The following is a 16,082-nucleotide window of genomic DNA, read 5'->3' as shown; positions in this document are numbered from 1 at the left end:
GGCCGTCCGCTCTCAGTCCTCGAAGCCTGCCACGGTGGCGCTGCCGAGCTCCTCGTCGATCTCGGCCTCGCCCATCTTGGTTTCGAGCGCGTCGAGGACGTCCTCGCGCATCCCCTTCACGAACTTGATCGAGCCGACCACGAGGTGGCCGCCGCCGCTCACGCCGCCGTCGACCTCGTCTTCGAGCTCCTCGACCATCCGCGGGATGTCGAGCCGGACGCCGTCACTCCGGAGGACGGCGAAGTCGGGGCCGTAGCCCACCGTTATAACGGGGTCGCCGGTCTCCTCGACCTTCGCGTCGTGGATCGCGCCCGTCGTCTTGCCCGGTGCGGGGTAGGTGAAGCGGTGGGCGTGGCGCTCGACGTCGAGCCGGTAGAGGTGGGCTCCGTTGTCGAGGTCGCGCTCCTCGACGTGGGGCATGGCGGCGTCGAGCTGTTTTTCGGTGTCGTGCTCGGCGCGTTCGGCGAGGAACTCGACCAGCTCCCCGTGTGGCGAGTCCCCGCCCGTGCCGACGTCGAGGACGTCCGCGAGCAGCGACTCGCCCGCGCTGTAGCGCAGCCAGTGGGCGGCGTAATCCAGCGCGTCGCCGACAGCCTGGAGGTCGTTCTCGTCGTAGCCCTTCTCCTGTGCGAGCGCGAGATAGTCGTTCATCGCGTCGGCCTCCGAGCGGTCGGTGAGGCCCGCGACCGCGGGGACGTGGGCGAGCTCCTCGGTGAGCGACGGGTCGATCATCCGGGCGAGCTCGACACAGAGCATCCCGGTCGTGATCCGGTAGTCCTCGCCGTGGAGGTAGGGGTTGACGTGGGCCGCGAGGAGGTCCTCGACCGCTTCGGGGTCCGGGTGGTGATGGTCGACGACGAGCACGGGGATGTCGTACTCGGCGAGTGCCTCGTAGGCCGGGACGTCCTCCTCCGTGCTGCCGTTGTCGAGCATCACCACGAGCGGGAGCTTCTGGCCGTGGCGCTCGCGGTCGCCGAGCGCGAAGTTCAGATCACGAGTCACGTCCTCCATCTCGTAGTAGGGTGCCTTGCTCGGGAGGCGCTTCACGAGGTGGCGACCCGCGTCGGGGTCGTCGTGGACCTCCTCGGCGAAGCGGGAGAGCGCGAGCGCGACGGGGATCGACGCACACATCCCGTCGCCGTCTGCGTGGTGGCGGATGCGGATCGGGCGGTTTTCGAGCACCGCGCGCCGGAGGCGGGTGGCGACGCCTTCGAGGTCGGACACGAGGTCGGCGAGCGCCGGCCACTCGACCATCGGGTCGACGTCGTTGGCCGCCGCCCGCTCCGCCAGCCCCTCCTCGACCGCCTCGTGGAGGTCGTCGGGGTCGTCGTGGGGGTCGAGCGATTCGACCTCGATCTGGAGCCCGCCGTCGCGCTTCTCGACGGTACCGGAGACCCGGACGGCGTCGCCGAGCTCGACCGCGGGGTAGGCTCGGACCCCCGCGGCCTCGAAGGCCGCACACGCCACGGAGCCGGCGGGGGCGCGGAGCGTGAACACCGTCGGGCCGCCGGTCTGGTTGATCTGGACGACCTCGCCGTCGACCGTGACCTCCTCGCCCACGTGGTTCCGGAGGTCGTTGGCCGGCGTGATATCGGGTTCGTACTCGACCCGGACCGTTTCGCCAGTGGCATCGGCGCTCTCGAACCCGAGGTCGCCGTTCTCGCGCGCCTCGATCAGACGGACGGTCATCTCGTCGCCCACCTCGTACTCGCCGTCGAGGTTCGATTCGTGGACCAGCCCGGAGACGGTGGTCGAGAGGTCGACGAAGACGCCGTACTCCACGACACCGTTGACGGTGGCGGCGTAGCGTCGCCCGACCTCGACGTCCTCGGTCGTACACTCGGGGGCGAGGTCGTAGACCGCATCACCGGGGGCCGCAGATTCGGATGGTGAAGACATTCTTGTGCGGCGTTTGCCGCCGCCGACTTTAACGCTTGGCAAACAGGTTTTCGGCGCTTCGGTGTTCGGAACCCTTAGATGGACGCCAGCCGGATCCCACGCATGGGGCTGTTCGGTTCACCGACTCTCCTCGGGATCGCCGCCGAGACGCTGGATTTCGCGCGGTCGGCGGCCGCCGAGACCCACCCTGACGAGTACATGGGCCTCCTCAGAAGCCAGAACGCGAGCGAGCTGGGGCTCGACGACGCCGGCATCGTGATCACCGACGTGCTCGTCATCCCCGGAACCAGATCGAACCCCGTGAGCGCCACCGTGAAAACCAGCCTCGTCCCCAACGACATGCGTGCCGCGGGCTCGATACACTCCCACCCGAACGGCGTGCTCCGCCCGAGCGCCGCCGACCGCGCCACCTTCGGCCGCGGCGAGGCCCACGTCATTCTGGGCGCGCCCTACGGACCCGACGACTGGCGCGCGTTCGACAACGAGGGCGAACCACGCGATCTAGAGGTGCTCGACGTCTCGCTCCCCGACGACGAGGAGTTCTTCGATTTCACCCAGGCCGACATCGACGAGGAGCTTCGATGACGACGGTCGTCGCCCAGGGCACCTTCGACATCCTCCACCCGGGCCACCTCCAGTACCTGGAGGAGGCGGCGGCGATGGGCGACGAACTCCACGTCATCATCGCCCGTCGCGAGAACGTCTCTCACAAACGGACGCCCGTGCTCGCCGACCGCCAGCGCCGCGACATGGTCGGCGCGCTCGACCCCGTCGACAGCGCGGTGCTCGGCGACCGCGAGGATATCTTCGTTCCCATCGAACGGATAGACCCAGACGTGATCGTGCTCGGTCACGACCAACACCACGACGAGCACGCGATCGAGGGGGCGCTGGACGAGCGCGGTATCGACTGTTCCGTCGAACGCGCGGCGGGTCGAACCCCCTCCTACGACGACGAACTCCTCTCGACCGGTCGGATCGTCGACCGGATCTGTGAGCAGCGCTGCTGAGACCCGTCCGACGACCGTCTGACGAACCCTTTTCTTGTGGCTCTCGATACGTGATACTATGTCCACCTCCGCCGCCGGGACGCCGAACACCCGGGCGGTCGTCGAAGCCCTCTCCTACGAGTCGAGCCCGCTCGACCGCACACCCGCCCGTGACGACGCCCTCCTCGCGGCCTACAAACACCTCATCACCCACCGGACCGCCTCGCGGCTCGGCCTCGTGGCAAACGTCCACCCGCGGCGCGACGCCGGGCTCGCGCCGACCGAGTGGTACGAGGCGCTGGTCTCGCCACTGCTTCGCGAACTTCCGGGCGTCTCGGAACCCGGGCCGGGAACGGCCGTCTGGCGGTACGCGCCCGAGTGAGGGATTCGGCCGTGGTCGTCGTCCCGTCGGGTGTCGTCGCATCGATGTACACCGGCCGTCTCCTGCCGTCCGCGAGCACGAGGTAGACGACGACGTCGGCTTCGTCGTAGGAATCGACGACGCCCGTCGCCTCGACACCCGTCGTGGTCGGCCACGAAGAAAGGGAGACGGTCGAGGAGTCGACCCGTCGGGGTCCGTTCTCGAAGACGTACGTCTGCCCGTCGAAACGGATCGGTTCCCGTGATGCGTATCGGAGCGGGCCGTCGCCGGAGTCGCCCTCGATAGCCGTCGCGTCGGCGATCCGAAACCGATTCGGCCCGCCCGTTCCGTTCAGCGCGGCGGCGTCGCCCTTCGTGACGACCGCGAACCCGGCGACCGCGAGCGACGAGGACCGCACCTCGAACGCGAGCCGGTTCACCGTGCCCGTGTTCGTCAGGTTCGCGTCGAGCGGCGCACGGTTCGCCGACGTTTCGTTGGCCGAGCCGTCGTCACCCGCGGGGTAGTTCAGGCCGAACGTCTCCGACCGGCTCTCGTCGTCGGCGAGCGCGACCGTCACGCCGACCGTCCGTCCGCCGTCGTCGCCTCCCGGCGTGTAGACGAACGACGCCTTCCCGTCGTCGCCGGCGTCGGCGCTGGCCGGTTCCAGCGTTCCGGAGCCGTTGGTGGTCGCTTCGAGATCGACATCCCCGAGCGGCCCGCCGAACTCGTCGACCGCCCGAACGACGACGGCTCGGTTGCCATCGGCGTTCACCGCCGGCGCGTGCGAGGTGACGTTCGTGAGGTACGGTTCGAGGTCGAACCCATCGTCGGTCCCCTCGCCGATGGACACCTTCTCCGCCGCGAGTCGGGTTCCGCCGTCGATGTGAACTCTGACCCTGCTGGTCCCCGGCGAGTCGTCGTAGTCGAGAAGCCGGGCGTAGCCGTGCTCGTCGAGGATCGTTTGCCACTGCGAGCGTGGGAGCGTGGTCGGGAGGTCGACGGTCGCGCCGCCGGACGGGACGGTCGTGTTCCAGTGACCCGTCCTCTCGGTCGTGACCACGGTCGAGACCGCCCGCTCGTCGAGGTCGCCGCTCAGGAGGACCAGCCGAACCGCGTCGTCGCCGAACGTTCCGTCCGTGGCGTCGGCCAGCACGGTGTCGGTCCCCGAATACCGTTCGAGCAACATGCTGTATTCGAGCGCGATCTCCCGTCGCTCGCTGAACTGGTTGTAGGTCGGACGGTAGGTGACGAACGTGGTGTTGAAGGTCTGGGTCCCGTCACCTCTCTCGGCGTCGAGACCGGAGACGACGACCGACCGTGGCTCCGTCGATTCGAGCGACCCGACCGGGGTACCGGGGTCGACCGCGAACGGCCGCGTCGGATACCGAACCCCCAGCTGGACGGTCGTCCGCCGAGTCGGACTGGCTCCCTCCGGGGCGGTCGCGGTGTTCACCACCGCCGCGCTCAACTGCTCCAGTTGGCTCTCGATCGTCCGGCTGTGTTCGAACTCCACCGCCCTGTTCTGGGCGGGGACGACGCTCGATTGGTAGACCGTGAAGACGATCATCACGAGCGCGAAGATCAGGACGAACCCCACCACGGGCGAGACCGCACGGTCCTCGTCGGATCCCGCTCGTTGGGTGAATCGCCCCATGGGTTAGATCACCGCGAAGACCGCGAGCGCGACGGTCGGGAGTACCACCGCGAACTTCGTCCCGGTGAGGAGGGTGCCGCTCCGGATGTAGCCCGCGATGAACCCCGACGTGACCGCCTGGATCGTCACGGCGTGGAAGAACAGCATTCCCATCAGGTCGACGTCGATGGTGGCTCCGAGCCCTGCCGACGCCGCCCCGCTTGCCCCCGTATCGAGCCCGGCCACCGTATCGAGGAAGTTCACCTTCAGGACCGCCATCACCGCGAGCAGGGTGAGGAAGGTCAACACGACGATCACGACCTGCATTCTGGCCTGGGAGCGCCGTTCGCGCTCGACAGCGTCCTGGTTCTCGCTCGCGCGCGCCGCCGTCGAGAGCACCTCCGTGATCTCCGAGGAGGCCTCCTGTGCCTCGCCGATGACGTTCACCGTCCGCGCGAGCCGCGGGACGTGATACTCGTTGTTGAACGCGACGAGCGCCGTCGTCAGGCTCGTCCCGTAGTCGACCTTCGTGGCGACCGTCCGAAGCTCGTTCGCGAGCCGCCCCGAGGAAGTCTCGGCGACGACCCGGAGCGATTCGAGGAGAGTCAATCCGGTACTGTTGGCGCTCGACAACTTCCGGAGCGTCTCCGAGAGCTTGCCCGTGACCCGACGGCGCGACCGGACGTTCCACTCGTAGAACACCGCGAGCGGCAGACCGTTGACGTACAGCGGCACGTAGACCCAGAGGACGGTGCCGACCACCGAGCGCTCGACGAACCCGTCGAGCGACGTGGGGGCGCGTCCCGAGCGCACCGCGAAGGCCAGCAAGACCACCGAGGCGGGCACCGTGAGCGCGAGCACGGCGAGCGGGCGGTCCCGGAAGAAACGGTGTGGCCTCGCGAGGAGTTCGGCGGTCCGATGGGTCCCCTCGCGGTCGCGGATCCGATCGAACACCGCGTGTCGACCGGTGTACTCCCCGACCAGGCCGGGGTCGGTGAGCCGAGAGCGACCCGTCCTCGGGGTCGGTGCGTCCGCGACCCCGTCGGGTCGGAGGTAGCCGTCGCCGACCTCGTCCTGTTTCACCGTCGAAACCAGCACCGTAAAGCCGACACCGATCAGGGGGATCAGCCCGTAGACCGTCAGATAGAGCAGGAGCGTCCCTGAGCCGCCGATCATGCTCATCACGACGAGGATCACGACCAGGAGGAGGGGAAACACCGAGAGCGTGACGTACATCTCGCCGAACAGTTCGAGGGTTTCGAGCACCAGCGACTGCTCCTGTTTCGAGGTGCGGAGGTGTTTGTCCTTCTTGTCCCGGAGGAACGTCGTCATATCGCCCCCGGAGTCGATGACCGAGAGCATGTCGGTCAGGAACTGGCTCAGCTCCTCGCTCGGGGTTCGGATCGACTGCCGCCGGATCGCGGTCCGGTAGTCGGTGTCGAAGTACTCGGTTTCGCGGTGGATCGACTCGAACTCCTTCGCGACCGCGCCGTAGGTGTCGTCGGCCCCCGCCATCGCCTCGAAGATTTCGAGCTGGTTCAGCCCGCCGAGCGAGAGGGCGTACATGAACGAGACCGAATCCGCGAGCAGCACGTTGATCTCGCGCTTCCTGGCGTTCGCCCGGACGTAGGGGATCGTGACGAGCGTGCCGAACCCGATCGTGAACCCCACGAACCCACAGACGAGCCCCGACGTTCCGACCAACAGCGGGAGCTCCGCGGCCTCGAAGAGTTCGAGCGCGGTGCCGTGGAGCACCCGGAGGTCGGTGAGCTTCGGAACGCCGTTCACGAAGCGCTCGACGAGGAGGAAGCCGACGACCGTGGCGAGCATCCACAACAGCGCGCCGACCGCGACCCCGACGCCGAGCGCACGCGAGAGGTAGATCTCGACGGTGTCCGGCATCCGGGCCGCCGCCAGCGTTCGCTCCATGTCGTCCACGAAGTCGCCGTCGTCGTCGAACAGCCGTCGGTAGAGGCCGTAGAACCGGTCGCCGAACGTCCGTGCTCCGCCCGCGTAGCCCCCGCCGATCCCGTGGCTCACGGTTCGTCCTCCGGCCCCGTCGGTGCTCCCGACCCCTCATCCGCGCGGCCGCCGTCGGCGACCGCGGCGGCGACGCTCGGCGTGGACCGATCGTCGTACTCCTCGAACAGCTCGGCTTCGGCCGCTTCGAGTATCGACCCGGTGAGCCGTCGCAGCTCGTCGGAGGGCTCGGGGCGGGGGACCATCGCCTCCTTCGCGGGGTCGGTGTCGATCCGTACGCTCTCCATCCCGCGCAAGTCGTCGAGACTGGCTTCGAGCCGGTCGTTCGCGATCAGCGAGAGGATCGTATCGGGGTCGTTGATGAACGCCTGGAGCGTGGCGGCGGCCTGGGTGTAGGTGTTGAGCCCGCGGTCGACGAGGTAGGCCAACACGACCTTCCGCTTGAAGACCTCGGCGGAGAGCCGGTCCTGGGACCAGCCCCGGTCGAACCGGATCGATTCGAGGGTGTTCGAGCTCCCGAGTCGGAGGTAGTCGTCGGTCTCGGCCTGCCACTGGTAGACGTCCTGGACGTTGATCTCGTCGTGCTCGGCGTCGTAGTAGTTGATCTCGGTGAGCGCCCGGTTCCGGCGGACCTTCTTCCCGCGAACCCGCGTCGCGGTCTGGACGCTCACGAGGTCGAGCGCCGTGAACAGCGTCTTCGAGACGTTGATCGGGTCGGTCGTGAACCGCTTGATGACCTCGCCGACGTTGTCGGCGTGGAACGTGGTGAGCGAGGTGTGGCCCGTGCTCATCACCTGAAAGAGGGTTCGGCCCTCCTCCCCCCGAACCTCGCCCATCACGATGTAGTCGGGGCGCTGGCGGAGCGCGGCTTCGAGGAGCGCGAACTCGTCGACGTCGCCGACGTCGTCGGCGCTGAAGGAGGGCCGCGTCACCGAAGCGACCCAGTTCCGCTGGGGGATCTCGAGCTCTCTGGTGTCCTCGATCGAGACTATCTTGGCGTTGCTCGGGATGAACAGCGAGACGGCGTTGAGGCTCGTCGTCTTGCCCGAGGCCGTCCCGCCGGCGAACAGCATCGACCGGCCGTTCTCGATGCAGAGCCAGACGAAGGCCATCTCCTCGATGCTGAACGTGTGCCAGTTGATGAGGTCGACCGGGGTGTAGGGGACGTCCTTGAACTGCCGGATGGTGTAGTTGGTGCCGTGGTCGGAGACCTCGCGACCGAGGGTGAGCTGGGCGCGCGAGCCGTCTGGCAGGGTGGCGTCGACCTGGGGCTGGCGTTTCGAGATCCCCTTCCCCGAGCGCTGGGCGAGTTTCACCACGAAATCGTCGAGGTCGCCCTCGCCGTGGCGGACGTTGGTGATTAGCTGTTCGCGGTCGGTGTGATAGACGAACACCGGCGAGTCGTAGCCGTCACACGAGATGTCCTCGACGTTGACGTCGTGTTTGATGCCGTCGATACGTTCGTAGCCGACGAAGTCCCGCCGGAGATAGTAGCCGAGCTTCTCGACTTGGTACTCCGAGAGCGTCTTCGCGTCCTCGTCGAGCACCGCGGGTTCGGGTCGGGCCGAGACTCCCTCGTAATCGTTTCGTCCGTCGGCCGTTCCAGCCGCCCCGCTCGCTCCCCGCCGAAGGAGGCGTTTCAGCCCGCCGAGAACGCCCGAACGTCCCGCGTCCGTGACGGCCCCCTCGTAGAGGTCGTAACGTTCGAGCAGTCGCTCCGTCTCGGTCTCGATGACGGCCGCACGCTGGGACCCGTCGCCATCGGCCACGGACTCGTCGTCCGAGTAGGTGATCCCGGTCCTGAGCTTCCGGGTCAGGAACGCCTTCAGGTCGGCCTCGATCCGGGTGAGGTGGGGTTCGACGAGGTAGTACTTCCGCTCGTTTTCGCGCGTCGAGTGGAAGATAACCACGAACGAGTAGGGCTCGTTGACCCAGTAGCGCGTGACCTCCCGGAAGTGGGGTTTCAGGTCGAGCGGCACCGCCTTTTCGAGGTCGTACCGGTTCGCGACCGTGGTCCGCCCGTCGACCGCCGTGAAGAAGTCGTCCTCGTCGACCGCGTCGTCGACCAGCACCGTTCTGGCGTCCACGACGCGGGCGAGCCCACCGGCCATCTCGGCCGCGGCGGCGATACGGTCCGCGAAGTCGGTGCTCGCGGGCGGGTCGCGAGCGAACGAACCATCGGACTCCGACATTGGCCGGCCTGGCCTCCTTCTCGAATAAAAACTCTCGCAGGGACCGAGTCATTCCGACCGTCCGGTCGAGGAACCAGGGTCGGGCGGAACGATACCTTTTACCGACCCCCATTCACATAAGTTACACGTGATTTCGATACTCCTTCTCGTTGGGATCGGCGTCGCGGTCTTCGTCGGTTTCAACATCGGTGGCTCCTCGACCGGCGTCGCGTTCGGGCCGGCGGTGGGGAGCCGGCTGGTCTCGAAGAACGGCGCGGCGGCGCTCTTCACCCTCTTCGCGCTGGTCGGTGGCTGGACCTACGGCCGGGAGGTGGTGAAGACGATGGGTGGCGATATCGTTCCGTCGAGCCAGTTCACCCTCGGGGCGAGCGTCGCGGTGTTGTTCTTCGTCGGCCTCGCGCTCCTCATCTCGAACCTCTTCGGCGTGCCGGCCTCGACCTCGATGACGGCGGTCGGCGCGATCGCGGGCATGGGTCTCGCCAGCCACACCCTCGATTGGGGTGTGATGGGTGGGATCGTCTCCTGGTGGCTCGTCGCCCCCGTGGTCGCCTTCTGGGTGTGTGCGGTGATCGGTCGCTACCTCTATCCCTATCTCGACGCGTGGTTCGCGCTCGACCAGTCCGACAGCGAACTCCTGACGGTCGACCGGACCGGCCCGGTTCCCGTTCCGCGACCCGCACCGGGAACGACATCGAAGGAGGTGTTCTGGAGCGCCGTCGTGCTCGCGATCAGCTGTTACATGGCGTTCTCGGCGGGCGCGTCGAACGTCGCCAACGCGGTCGCCCCCCTCGTCGGCGGCGGTACGGTCACGGCCGACCAGGGGGTCCTGCTCGCGGCCGCCGCGATCGGCCTCGGCGCGTTCACGATCGCCCGGCGGACCCTCGACACCATCGGCAACGACCTCACCGACCTCCCCCTCCTGGCCTCCCTCATCGTCGCGAGCGTGAGCGCCACCATCATCACCGTGCTCTCGCGACTCGGGATCCCGGCGAGCCTGGCCGTGAGCGCCACGATGTGTATCGTCGGCCTCGGCTGGGGACGGGCCACCCGAACGACCACCATCGCGGACGCGGCGTCGGCGGCCTACCGTGGCGAGGAGAGCGCGACCCTCACGACGGGTGCGCTCGCGGCCGACTCGCCCGAGGCGATCGACGCCGACGGCACGCCCGACGGCGGCGACGTTCCGGAGTCCGACGTCCCCCGGATCGGCGACGAGGACCCCGCGGACTTCACCTCCCAGGAGCTCTTCGACCCGTCGGCGACGGGCCGGGTCGTGATGCTCTGGATCCTCACGCCCTCCCTGTCGGCGGCCGCCTCGTACGTTCTCTTCAGCCTCTTTCCGATCTACGGTGGCTGAGCCGCTCGCGATGTGGGTGATCGATAGCGTTTTTCGCCTCCCTGCCCCGTCTCCGATGTGACCGAACTCCGGGGCGTACTGGTCGAGNCCTCGCGCCATCAGAGATGTGTATAAGAGACAGGTCGAGACCCGGTACGGCGAACGCGACCTCGCCGAACTCACGCTCCGACCGGACGGGGGTCGTGCCGACCCCGTGACGCTGACCTGCTGGGGGAAGTGGGCCGAAACCGCGGACTACGCCCGAGCGGGGATGGACGTGCTCACCGTCGGCGTCGAGGCGAACGACTACGACGGTGAGGGGGGATACGCCACGACCGGCGATTCGCGGGTGGTGCTCCAGCCCGACTACCTCGTGAACGTCACCGACGTTCGCTCGTGGGTCCAGTGTCCCAGGTTGGAGTACCTCAACTCGATGTCCGGAATCCCGCTCAATTACCCGGTGGTGAAGGGAACCATCGTCCACGAGGTCTTCTCCGACCTGCTTCGGGGGAGCGAGGTCGAGGCTTCGATCGACGACCGGGTCGAGGAGGCGGGTCTCGACCTCGGGCTCCTCGGCCGCGACCCCGAGCAGGTCCGGGCGGACGTGGCCGACCACGCCCGCGCCATCGACGGCTGGCTCCGGCAGGGCACGCTCGACGACGAGGACGAGTGGCGCTCCGAGCAGACCCTGATCAGCGAACGCTACGGCCTCAAAGGTCGGGCCGACGCGGTCCGTCGGGGTTCCCCCGTAGAACTGAAAACTGGGAAGAACACGAAGAGCGAGCCGCGATTCCAGGACAAGATCCAGGTCGCCTGTTATGCGCTTCTCCTTGGGGAGCGCGGACCCGCACCCGATACGGGTACCCTCATCTACACGAAGAACGCCGCGCTCGACAGGAGCGAGGAGGACGGCGACCTCTCGCCCGCGAAGGACTTCTCGCTCAACGACGGTTTGCTCGGCTACGTCGTCCGCCAGCGCAACCGGCTGGTCGCGATGGCGCTCGATTCGACGGTACCGACGGGCTACGAGGCCAACGCGCGGTGTGAGTACTGTTTCGAACAGGACACCTGCATGGTGGTCTCGGGCCGGCTCGACCAGGAATCGAAGGCGGGGGGGATCGGGAGCGCGCTGCCCGCCGAGGAACGCGCGTACTTCGCGCGGTTCTATCGGGCCATCGAGGCCGAGCGCCGTGCGGTCCACCGGGAGTACGCGAAGCTCTGGACCCAGACCCCCGAAGAGCGCGCCGACGCCGACCGGGCGCTCATCGACCTCGAACCAGTAGGCAAAACCGAGGTCGACGGCGGCTGGGAACTCCGTGCGCGGTGTGACGACCCGGTCTCGAAGATCCGCGAGGGCGACGTGGTGCTCGCGAGCGACGGCGACCCCGTCTACGGCACCGCCGAGATGGGTCGGGTGCTCGAACTCGACGACGAGGTCGTGGTGAGCACGGAGGAGCCGGTCGACCTCCGCCGGCTCGACGTCTACCCCTCGGAGATGGGGGTCGACGGGATGCTCACGGCGCTCCACAACGCGGTGCTGGCCGGCGACCCCGACCGGAAGGACGTGCTCTTCGGACGGCGCGAGCCCGAATTTCGGGAGGTCGACGAGGAATTCATCCCGAACAACCCCGCCCAGAACCGGGCGGTGCGGCTCGCGGTCGGGGCCGACGACTGCGCGCTGGTCCACGGCCCGCCGGGCACCGGGAAGACCTACACCATCGCGCGCACCATCCAGGCGTTGGTCGAGCGCGGCGAACGCGTCCTCCTCTCGGGATTCACGAACCGCGCGGTCGACAACGCACTGGAGGCGCTCCGCGAGCAGGGGTTCGAGGAGTTCGTTCGCGTGGGGACCGAACACGGGGTCCGTGCGGACATGCAGGGCTTCAGACTCGAAACCCGCGGCGACCCCGAGGCGCGGGCACGGGAGCTGGAGGACGCGCCCGTGGTGGCGGCGACGACGGCGAGCTGTGGCTCGCGGGTCATGCGCGAGGAGTCCTTCGACGTCGCGCTGGTCGACGAGGCGGGCCAGCTCACCGAACCCGCGACGCTCGCGGCGGTCACGCTCGCCGACCGATTCGTGCTCGTCGGCGACCACCAGCAGCTCCCGCCAGTGGTCCAGGCCGCGGACGCGGCCGACGAGAGCGATATCGAGATCGAATCGACGACCGATCCGGCGTCCGCGCGGTCGGATGGCGGCGTCGCCACGGATGCAGCCGACCTCTCGCGGTCGCTGTTCGAGCGGCTGGTCGACGCCCATCCCGACGCGTCGGTGCTGCTCGACACCCAGTACCGGATGGCGCAACGAATTCAGGCCTTCCCGTCGAGCGAGTTCTACGACGGCGCGCTCAGGCCCGCCTCGCCTGACGTGGCCACCCAGCACCTCACGGACCTGCCGGGCGTGGACGACGACGCGCTCCCCGAACACCTCCGCGACCGCGTGGCGTTCGTCGACCCCGACGGGACGGCGCGGGGCAACACCAACCCCACCGAAGTCGAGAGGGTGGGCGAGACGGTCGACGCGTTCGTCGCGGCGGGTCTCGCGCCCGACGACGTCGGCGTCATCGCGCCGTTCCGCGCCCAGGCCGCGGCGATCCGCCGGCGGGTGCCCGACGTGACCGTGGACACCGTCGACCGGTTTCAGGGCTCGGCGAAGGAGGTCATCGTCGTCTCGTTCGTCGCGACCGGCACGCTGGACTCGCCGGTCTTCGAGGACCCGCGGCGGGTGAACGTCGCGCTCACGCGGGCGAAGAAGGCGCTCGTGCTCGTCGGCGACCGCGAGGCGCTCACGTCCGACGAGCGCTACGCCCGGATGGTCGAGTGGGCCGAGTAGTCAGTTCGCACCACGTTCGATGACCGTCCCGCCCGTCCCGACGGCGATATCGAAGCCGCTCGACCCATCCTTGGCGACGGCCCCAGCCAGGTCGGCGTCGACCGGTGTCTCGATTCCCTCCCAGCCTCCGTTCACGAGTTCGACGACCGTTCCGGCGTCGCCCGCCGCGAGCCCCGACTCGCCCGCGAGGTCGATCGCCGAGAGCGTCGTCTCGGCGGCGTGCAGCCGCGTCCAGACCGAACCGTCGTACCGGAACACCGCGCCGTCGTCACACGCCACCGCGACCGTCGACCCGGCGGCGTCGACCCCGGTGAAGGCGGTGTTCGCGTCGTCGATGCCGACCCGTTCGTAGTTCTCGCCGCCGTCGGTGGTCCCGTAGACGCCCTGGCTGGTATCGCAGAGATAGCCGCGGTCGTCGTCCACGAACGAGACGGACGAGATGCTCGACCCGCTGCCGGGTTTTTCGACCTCGCCCCACGAGACGCGGCCGTCGTCGTATCGCCCCCGGAGGAGTTCGCCGGAGCCGTTCACGAGGTGGACCCGTTCGTCGCCCGCCCGCCCCGTGACCGCGACGTCGGTCCACGTGCTCGTCTGGTCCTCCGGCGCGGAGTGGTCGGTGAGTTTCCCCTCAGCGTACCGCCCGAGCACGCCGCTGTCGCCCGCGAACCAGACCCCCCCGCCGTCGGCGGTCGCGTCGACGCCGCGGAGCGGGTTCCCGTTCGCCGTCGGACCGCCCTCGACCGCGGCCGCCCAGCCGTCGTCCTCCCGGGTGAGGACGATCCCGTTCTCGCCGACCGCGTACGCGCCGTCGGGGGTCGCGACCACGTCGAGCAACGACTCCTCGGTCGGCGTGTCCACCGTCTCCCAACCGGGTTCGACCTCGGGATCCGCACCTCCTCCGTCGGCCGGTTCGTCCTCGTTCTCGTCCTCCGGCCCGGCTTCGGGCTCGTCGTCGGTCTCCGGGGTTTCGGATCCGTCCTCCGATTCGGCTGCCGTCGTCGTCGGTTCCGAGTCCCGGTCTCGACTCCGGTCACGAGTTCCGGCCGTCGAATCCCCGTCGTCGGAACCCGCGTCGAACTGGGTTCCTGCGTCGTGTTCGTCGGGTTCCGCCCTCCGATCCGTGACGGTGTCGTTCCCGACGGCGTCACCGCCGGTACCGGTCTCAGTTTCGTGGGTGGTTCGCCCGTTCTCGCCATCCCCCGACCCGCGTCCGTCGTCGGATCCACCGGTGTCCTCGCCGACGACCGACGGCACTCGCTCACCCTCGCCGGTGGAGTAGAGGAACACCGGCGGGAGGACGTAGACCGCGATCGCGACCAGGACGAACCACCGGATGCCCGTGAAACTCGCGATCCCGATCAGCGCGGTCAGCGCCGCCGCGCTCGCCGCGTGGAGCCCGGACTTCGCGTACTCACGGTAGTACGCGAAAAAGCCCCGGCGCTCGCCCTCGGAGGCTGTCATTGTCCGTTGTGCATCGGTGAGAGTCATGAGCCTTCGGCTTGAGCACGACGCCGGCGAGCAACGCTTTTGCCCGCTCCGTCCTCCGATTCGCTATGCAGGTGACCTTCCTCGGGACGGGGGCCGCGATGCCGAGCGGCCGGCGCTCCCAGACCGGACTCCTCCTCGACGCCGACGACGATTCGCTGCTCGTTGACTGCGGCAGCGGCGTGCTCAACGCGCTCGCGCGAACCGAGACGGGCTACGAGGGGGTTTCGACGGTCCTCCTGACCCATCACCATCTCGACCACGTCGCGGACCTCCTCCCGTTGGTGAAGGCCCGGTGGCTCGCGGGCGCGGAGCATCTCGAAGTCGTCGGCCCGCAGGGCACGAAGGACCTGATCGACGGCCTCCTCGACGTCCACGAGTACCTCGACGGCCGGCTCGACCTCCGGGTTCGCGAGGTCGTCGCGGAGTCGTTCTCGCTCGCGGGATTCGACGTCGACGCCCGCGAAACCCGGCACTCGATGTACTGTCTCGCCTACCGCTTCACCCACGACGACGGGCCGGCGTTCACCTTCAGCGCCGACAGCGAGGCGTTCGCGGGGCTGGCGAACTTCGCCGACGGCTCGGCCGTGCTGGCCCACGACTGTTCGTTTCCCGACGACGTCGACGTCTCGGGCCACCCCACGCCGAGCCAGGTGGGCGAGACGCTCGCCGAGTCGGGGGTCGAGGTCGGGCGGGTCTACCTCACCCACCTCTACCCCCACACCGAGGGCCGCCACGAGGAGATGCTCGCGTCCGTGAAAACGCACTACGACGGCGACGTCAGGTTCGCCCGTGACGGCCTCGCGGTCGAGGTCGAGTGACCGGTTACGGATCCCCGTTCGGCCCGTCGATCGGATTCGTCAGTTCTCGCGTGTGGCCTCGCGAATGGTCGCGACCTCGTCCCCGTCGTAGCCGATCAGCCGGACGTCGGTGAGCGACGCGGGTTCGTACTCGGCGATGACCTCGCCGATGATCCGTGCCCCCTCGCGGAGGTCGAAACCCGCGATCCCGCACCCGAGCGCCGGGAGGACGAGCGAGGTACACCCGAGTTCGTCGGCGCGTTCGAGGCTGTTTGCGGTGGCGTCGCGGATGCTCTCGGCGGTCGCGCTCCCGCCCCGGGGCATCGCGGCGGCGTGGATCACCCACTCGGCGTCGAGGTCGTATGCGTCGGTGACCGCCACCCCGCCGAGGTCGACCGGTCCCTTCGAGACCGCCTCGTCGTCGATGCCCGCACCGGCCCCGCGCCGGAGCGCGCCCGCCACGCCCGACCCCATCGCCAGCCCCGTGTTGGCGGCGTTGACGAGCGCGTCGGCCCGCTGGGCGGCGATGTCACCCCGAACGACGTCGAAGTTCATGTGCTGCCTTGGCCGTCCCGGT

At 68.7% G+C, this 16,082-nt stretch carries 11 protein-coding genes; 5 read left to right on the top strand and 6 right to left on the bottom strand.

All coding sequences use genetic code 11. From position 1 onward, the window contains the following. Positions 1–12 precede the first annotated feature (12 nt). On the bottom strand, positions 13–1,899 hold the full coding sequence (locus C447_RS01045; protein ID WP_007690005.1) for a DHH family phosphoesterase: 1,887 nt from the start codon (positions 1,897–1,899) through the stop codon (positions 13–15). 102 nt (positions 1,900–2,001) lie between these two features. On the opposite strand from C447_RS01045, the gene C447_RS01040 reads away from it, so the two are divergent. Together C447_RS01040 and C447_RS01035 are read left to right on the top strand one after the other, a co-directional pair. Then, positions 2,002–2,484, top strand: a complete 483-nt coding sequence (locus tag C447_RS01040; RefSeq protein ID WP_029601709.1) for a Mov34/MPN/PAD-1 family protein — start codon at positions 2,002–2,004, stop codon at positions 2,482–2,484. Beyond that, positions 2,481–2,909 carry an adenylyltransferase/cytidyltransferase family protein gene (locus C447_RS01035; protein ID WP_007690000.1) on the top strand — a complete coding sequence of 143 codons (429 nt, stop codon included), beginning with the start codon at positions 2,481–2,483 and terminating at the stop codon, positions 2,907–2,909. Before C447_RS01040 ends, C447_RS01035 begins: the two co-directional genes overlap by 4 nt. A gap of 185 nt (positions 2,910–3,094) precedes the next feature. On the opposite strand, the gene C447_RS01030 is transcribed toward C447_RS01035, so the two are convergent. The 3 genes from C447_RS01030 to C447_RS01020 are packed head-to-tail and all read right to left on the bottom strand — an operon-like array spanning position 3,095 to position 9,054. Next, entirely contained in the window at positions 3,095–4,903 is a 1,809-nt protein-coding gene (locus C447_RS01030; RefSeq protein WP_007689998.1) for a hypothetical protein, read from the bottom strand. 3 nt (positions 4,904–4,906) lie between these two features. Next, positions 4,907–6,922 carry a type II secretion system F family protein gene (locus tag C447_RS01025; RefSeq protein WP_007689996.1) on the bottom strand — a complete coding sequence of 672 codons (2,016 nt, stop codon included), beginning with the start codon at positions 6,920–6,922 and terminating at the stop codon, positions 4,907–4,909. Next, positions 6,919–9,054 carry a type II/IV secretion system ATPase subunit gene (locus C447_RS01020; RefSeq protein WP_007689995.1) on the bottom strand — a complete coding sequence of 712 codons (2,136 nt, stop codon included), beginning with the start codon at positions 9,052–9,054 and terminating at the stop codon, positions 6,919–6,921. Before C447_RS01020 ends, C447_RS01025 begins: the two co-directional genes overlap by 4 nt. 127 nt (positions 9,055–9,181) lie before the next feature. Here C447_RS01020 and C447_RS01015 point away from each other — a divergent pair, with 127 nt between their 5' ends. Together C447_RS01015 and C447_RS01010 are read left to right on the top strand one after the other, a co-directional pair. After that, entirely contained in the window at positions 9,182–10,411 is a 1,230-nt protein-coding gene (locus C447_RS01015) for an inorganic phosphate transporter (protein ID WP_007689994.1), read from the top strand. Between the two features lie 106 nt (positions 10,412–10,517). Next, the gene (locus C447_RS01010; RefSeq protein ID WP_007689993.1) at positions 10,518–13,220 is read left to right on the top strand and encodes an AAA domain-containing protein; all 2,703 of its coding nucleotides are present in this window, start codon (positions 10,518–10,520) and stop codon (positions 13,218–13,220) included. Here the strand turns inward: C447_RS01010 and C447_RS01005 are convergent, their stop codons facing one another. Further along, on the bottom strand, positions 13,221–14,681 hold the full coding sequence (locus C447_RS01005) for a hypothetical protein (RefSeq protein ID WP_007689992.1): 1,461 nt from the start codon (positions 14,679–14,681) through the stop codon (positions 13,221–13,223). Between the two features lie 92 nt (positions 14,682–14,773). On the opposite strand from C447_RS01005, the gene C447_RS01000 reads away from it, so the two are divergent. Further along, positions 14,774–15,526 carry an MBL fold metallo-hydrolase gene (locus tag C447_RS01000; RefSeq protein WP_007689990.1) on the top strand — a complete coding sequence of 251 codons (753 nt, stop codon included), beginning with the start codon at positions 14,774–14,776 and terminating at the stop codon, positions 15,524–15,526. Between the two features lie 39 nt (positions 15,527–15,565). Here C447_RS01000 and C447_RS00995 read toward each other — a convergent pair whose 3' ends face one another. Next, the gene (locus C447_RS00995; RefSeq protein WP_007689989.1) at positions 15,566–16,060 is read right to left on the bottom strand and encodes a macro domain-containing protein; all 495 of its coding nucleotides are present in this window, start codon (positions 16,058–16,060) and stop codon (positions 15,566–15,568) included. Positions 16,061–16,082: the final 22 nt, after the last annotated feature.

Origin of the sequence: Halococcus hamelinensis 100A6 (assembly GCF_000336675.1) — an archaeon.
GTDB lineage: Archaea > Halobacteriota > Halobacteria > Halobacteriales > Halococcaceae > Halococcus > Halococcus hamelinensis.
The sequence above is the reverse complement of the archived record's forward strand: the minus strand, read 5'-3'. Positions and strand labels throughout refer to the sequence as shown.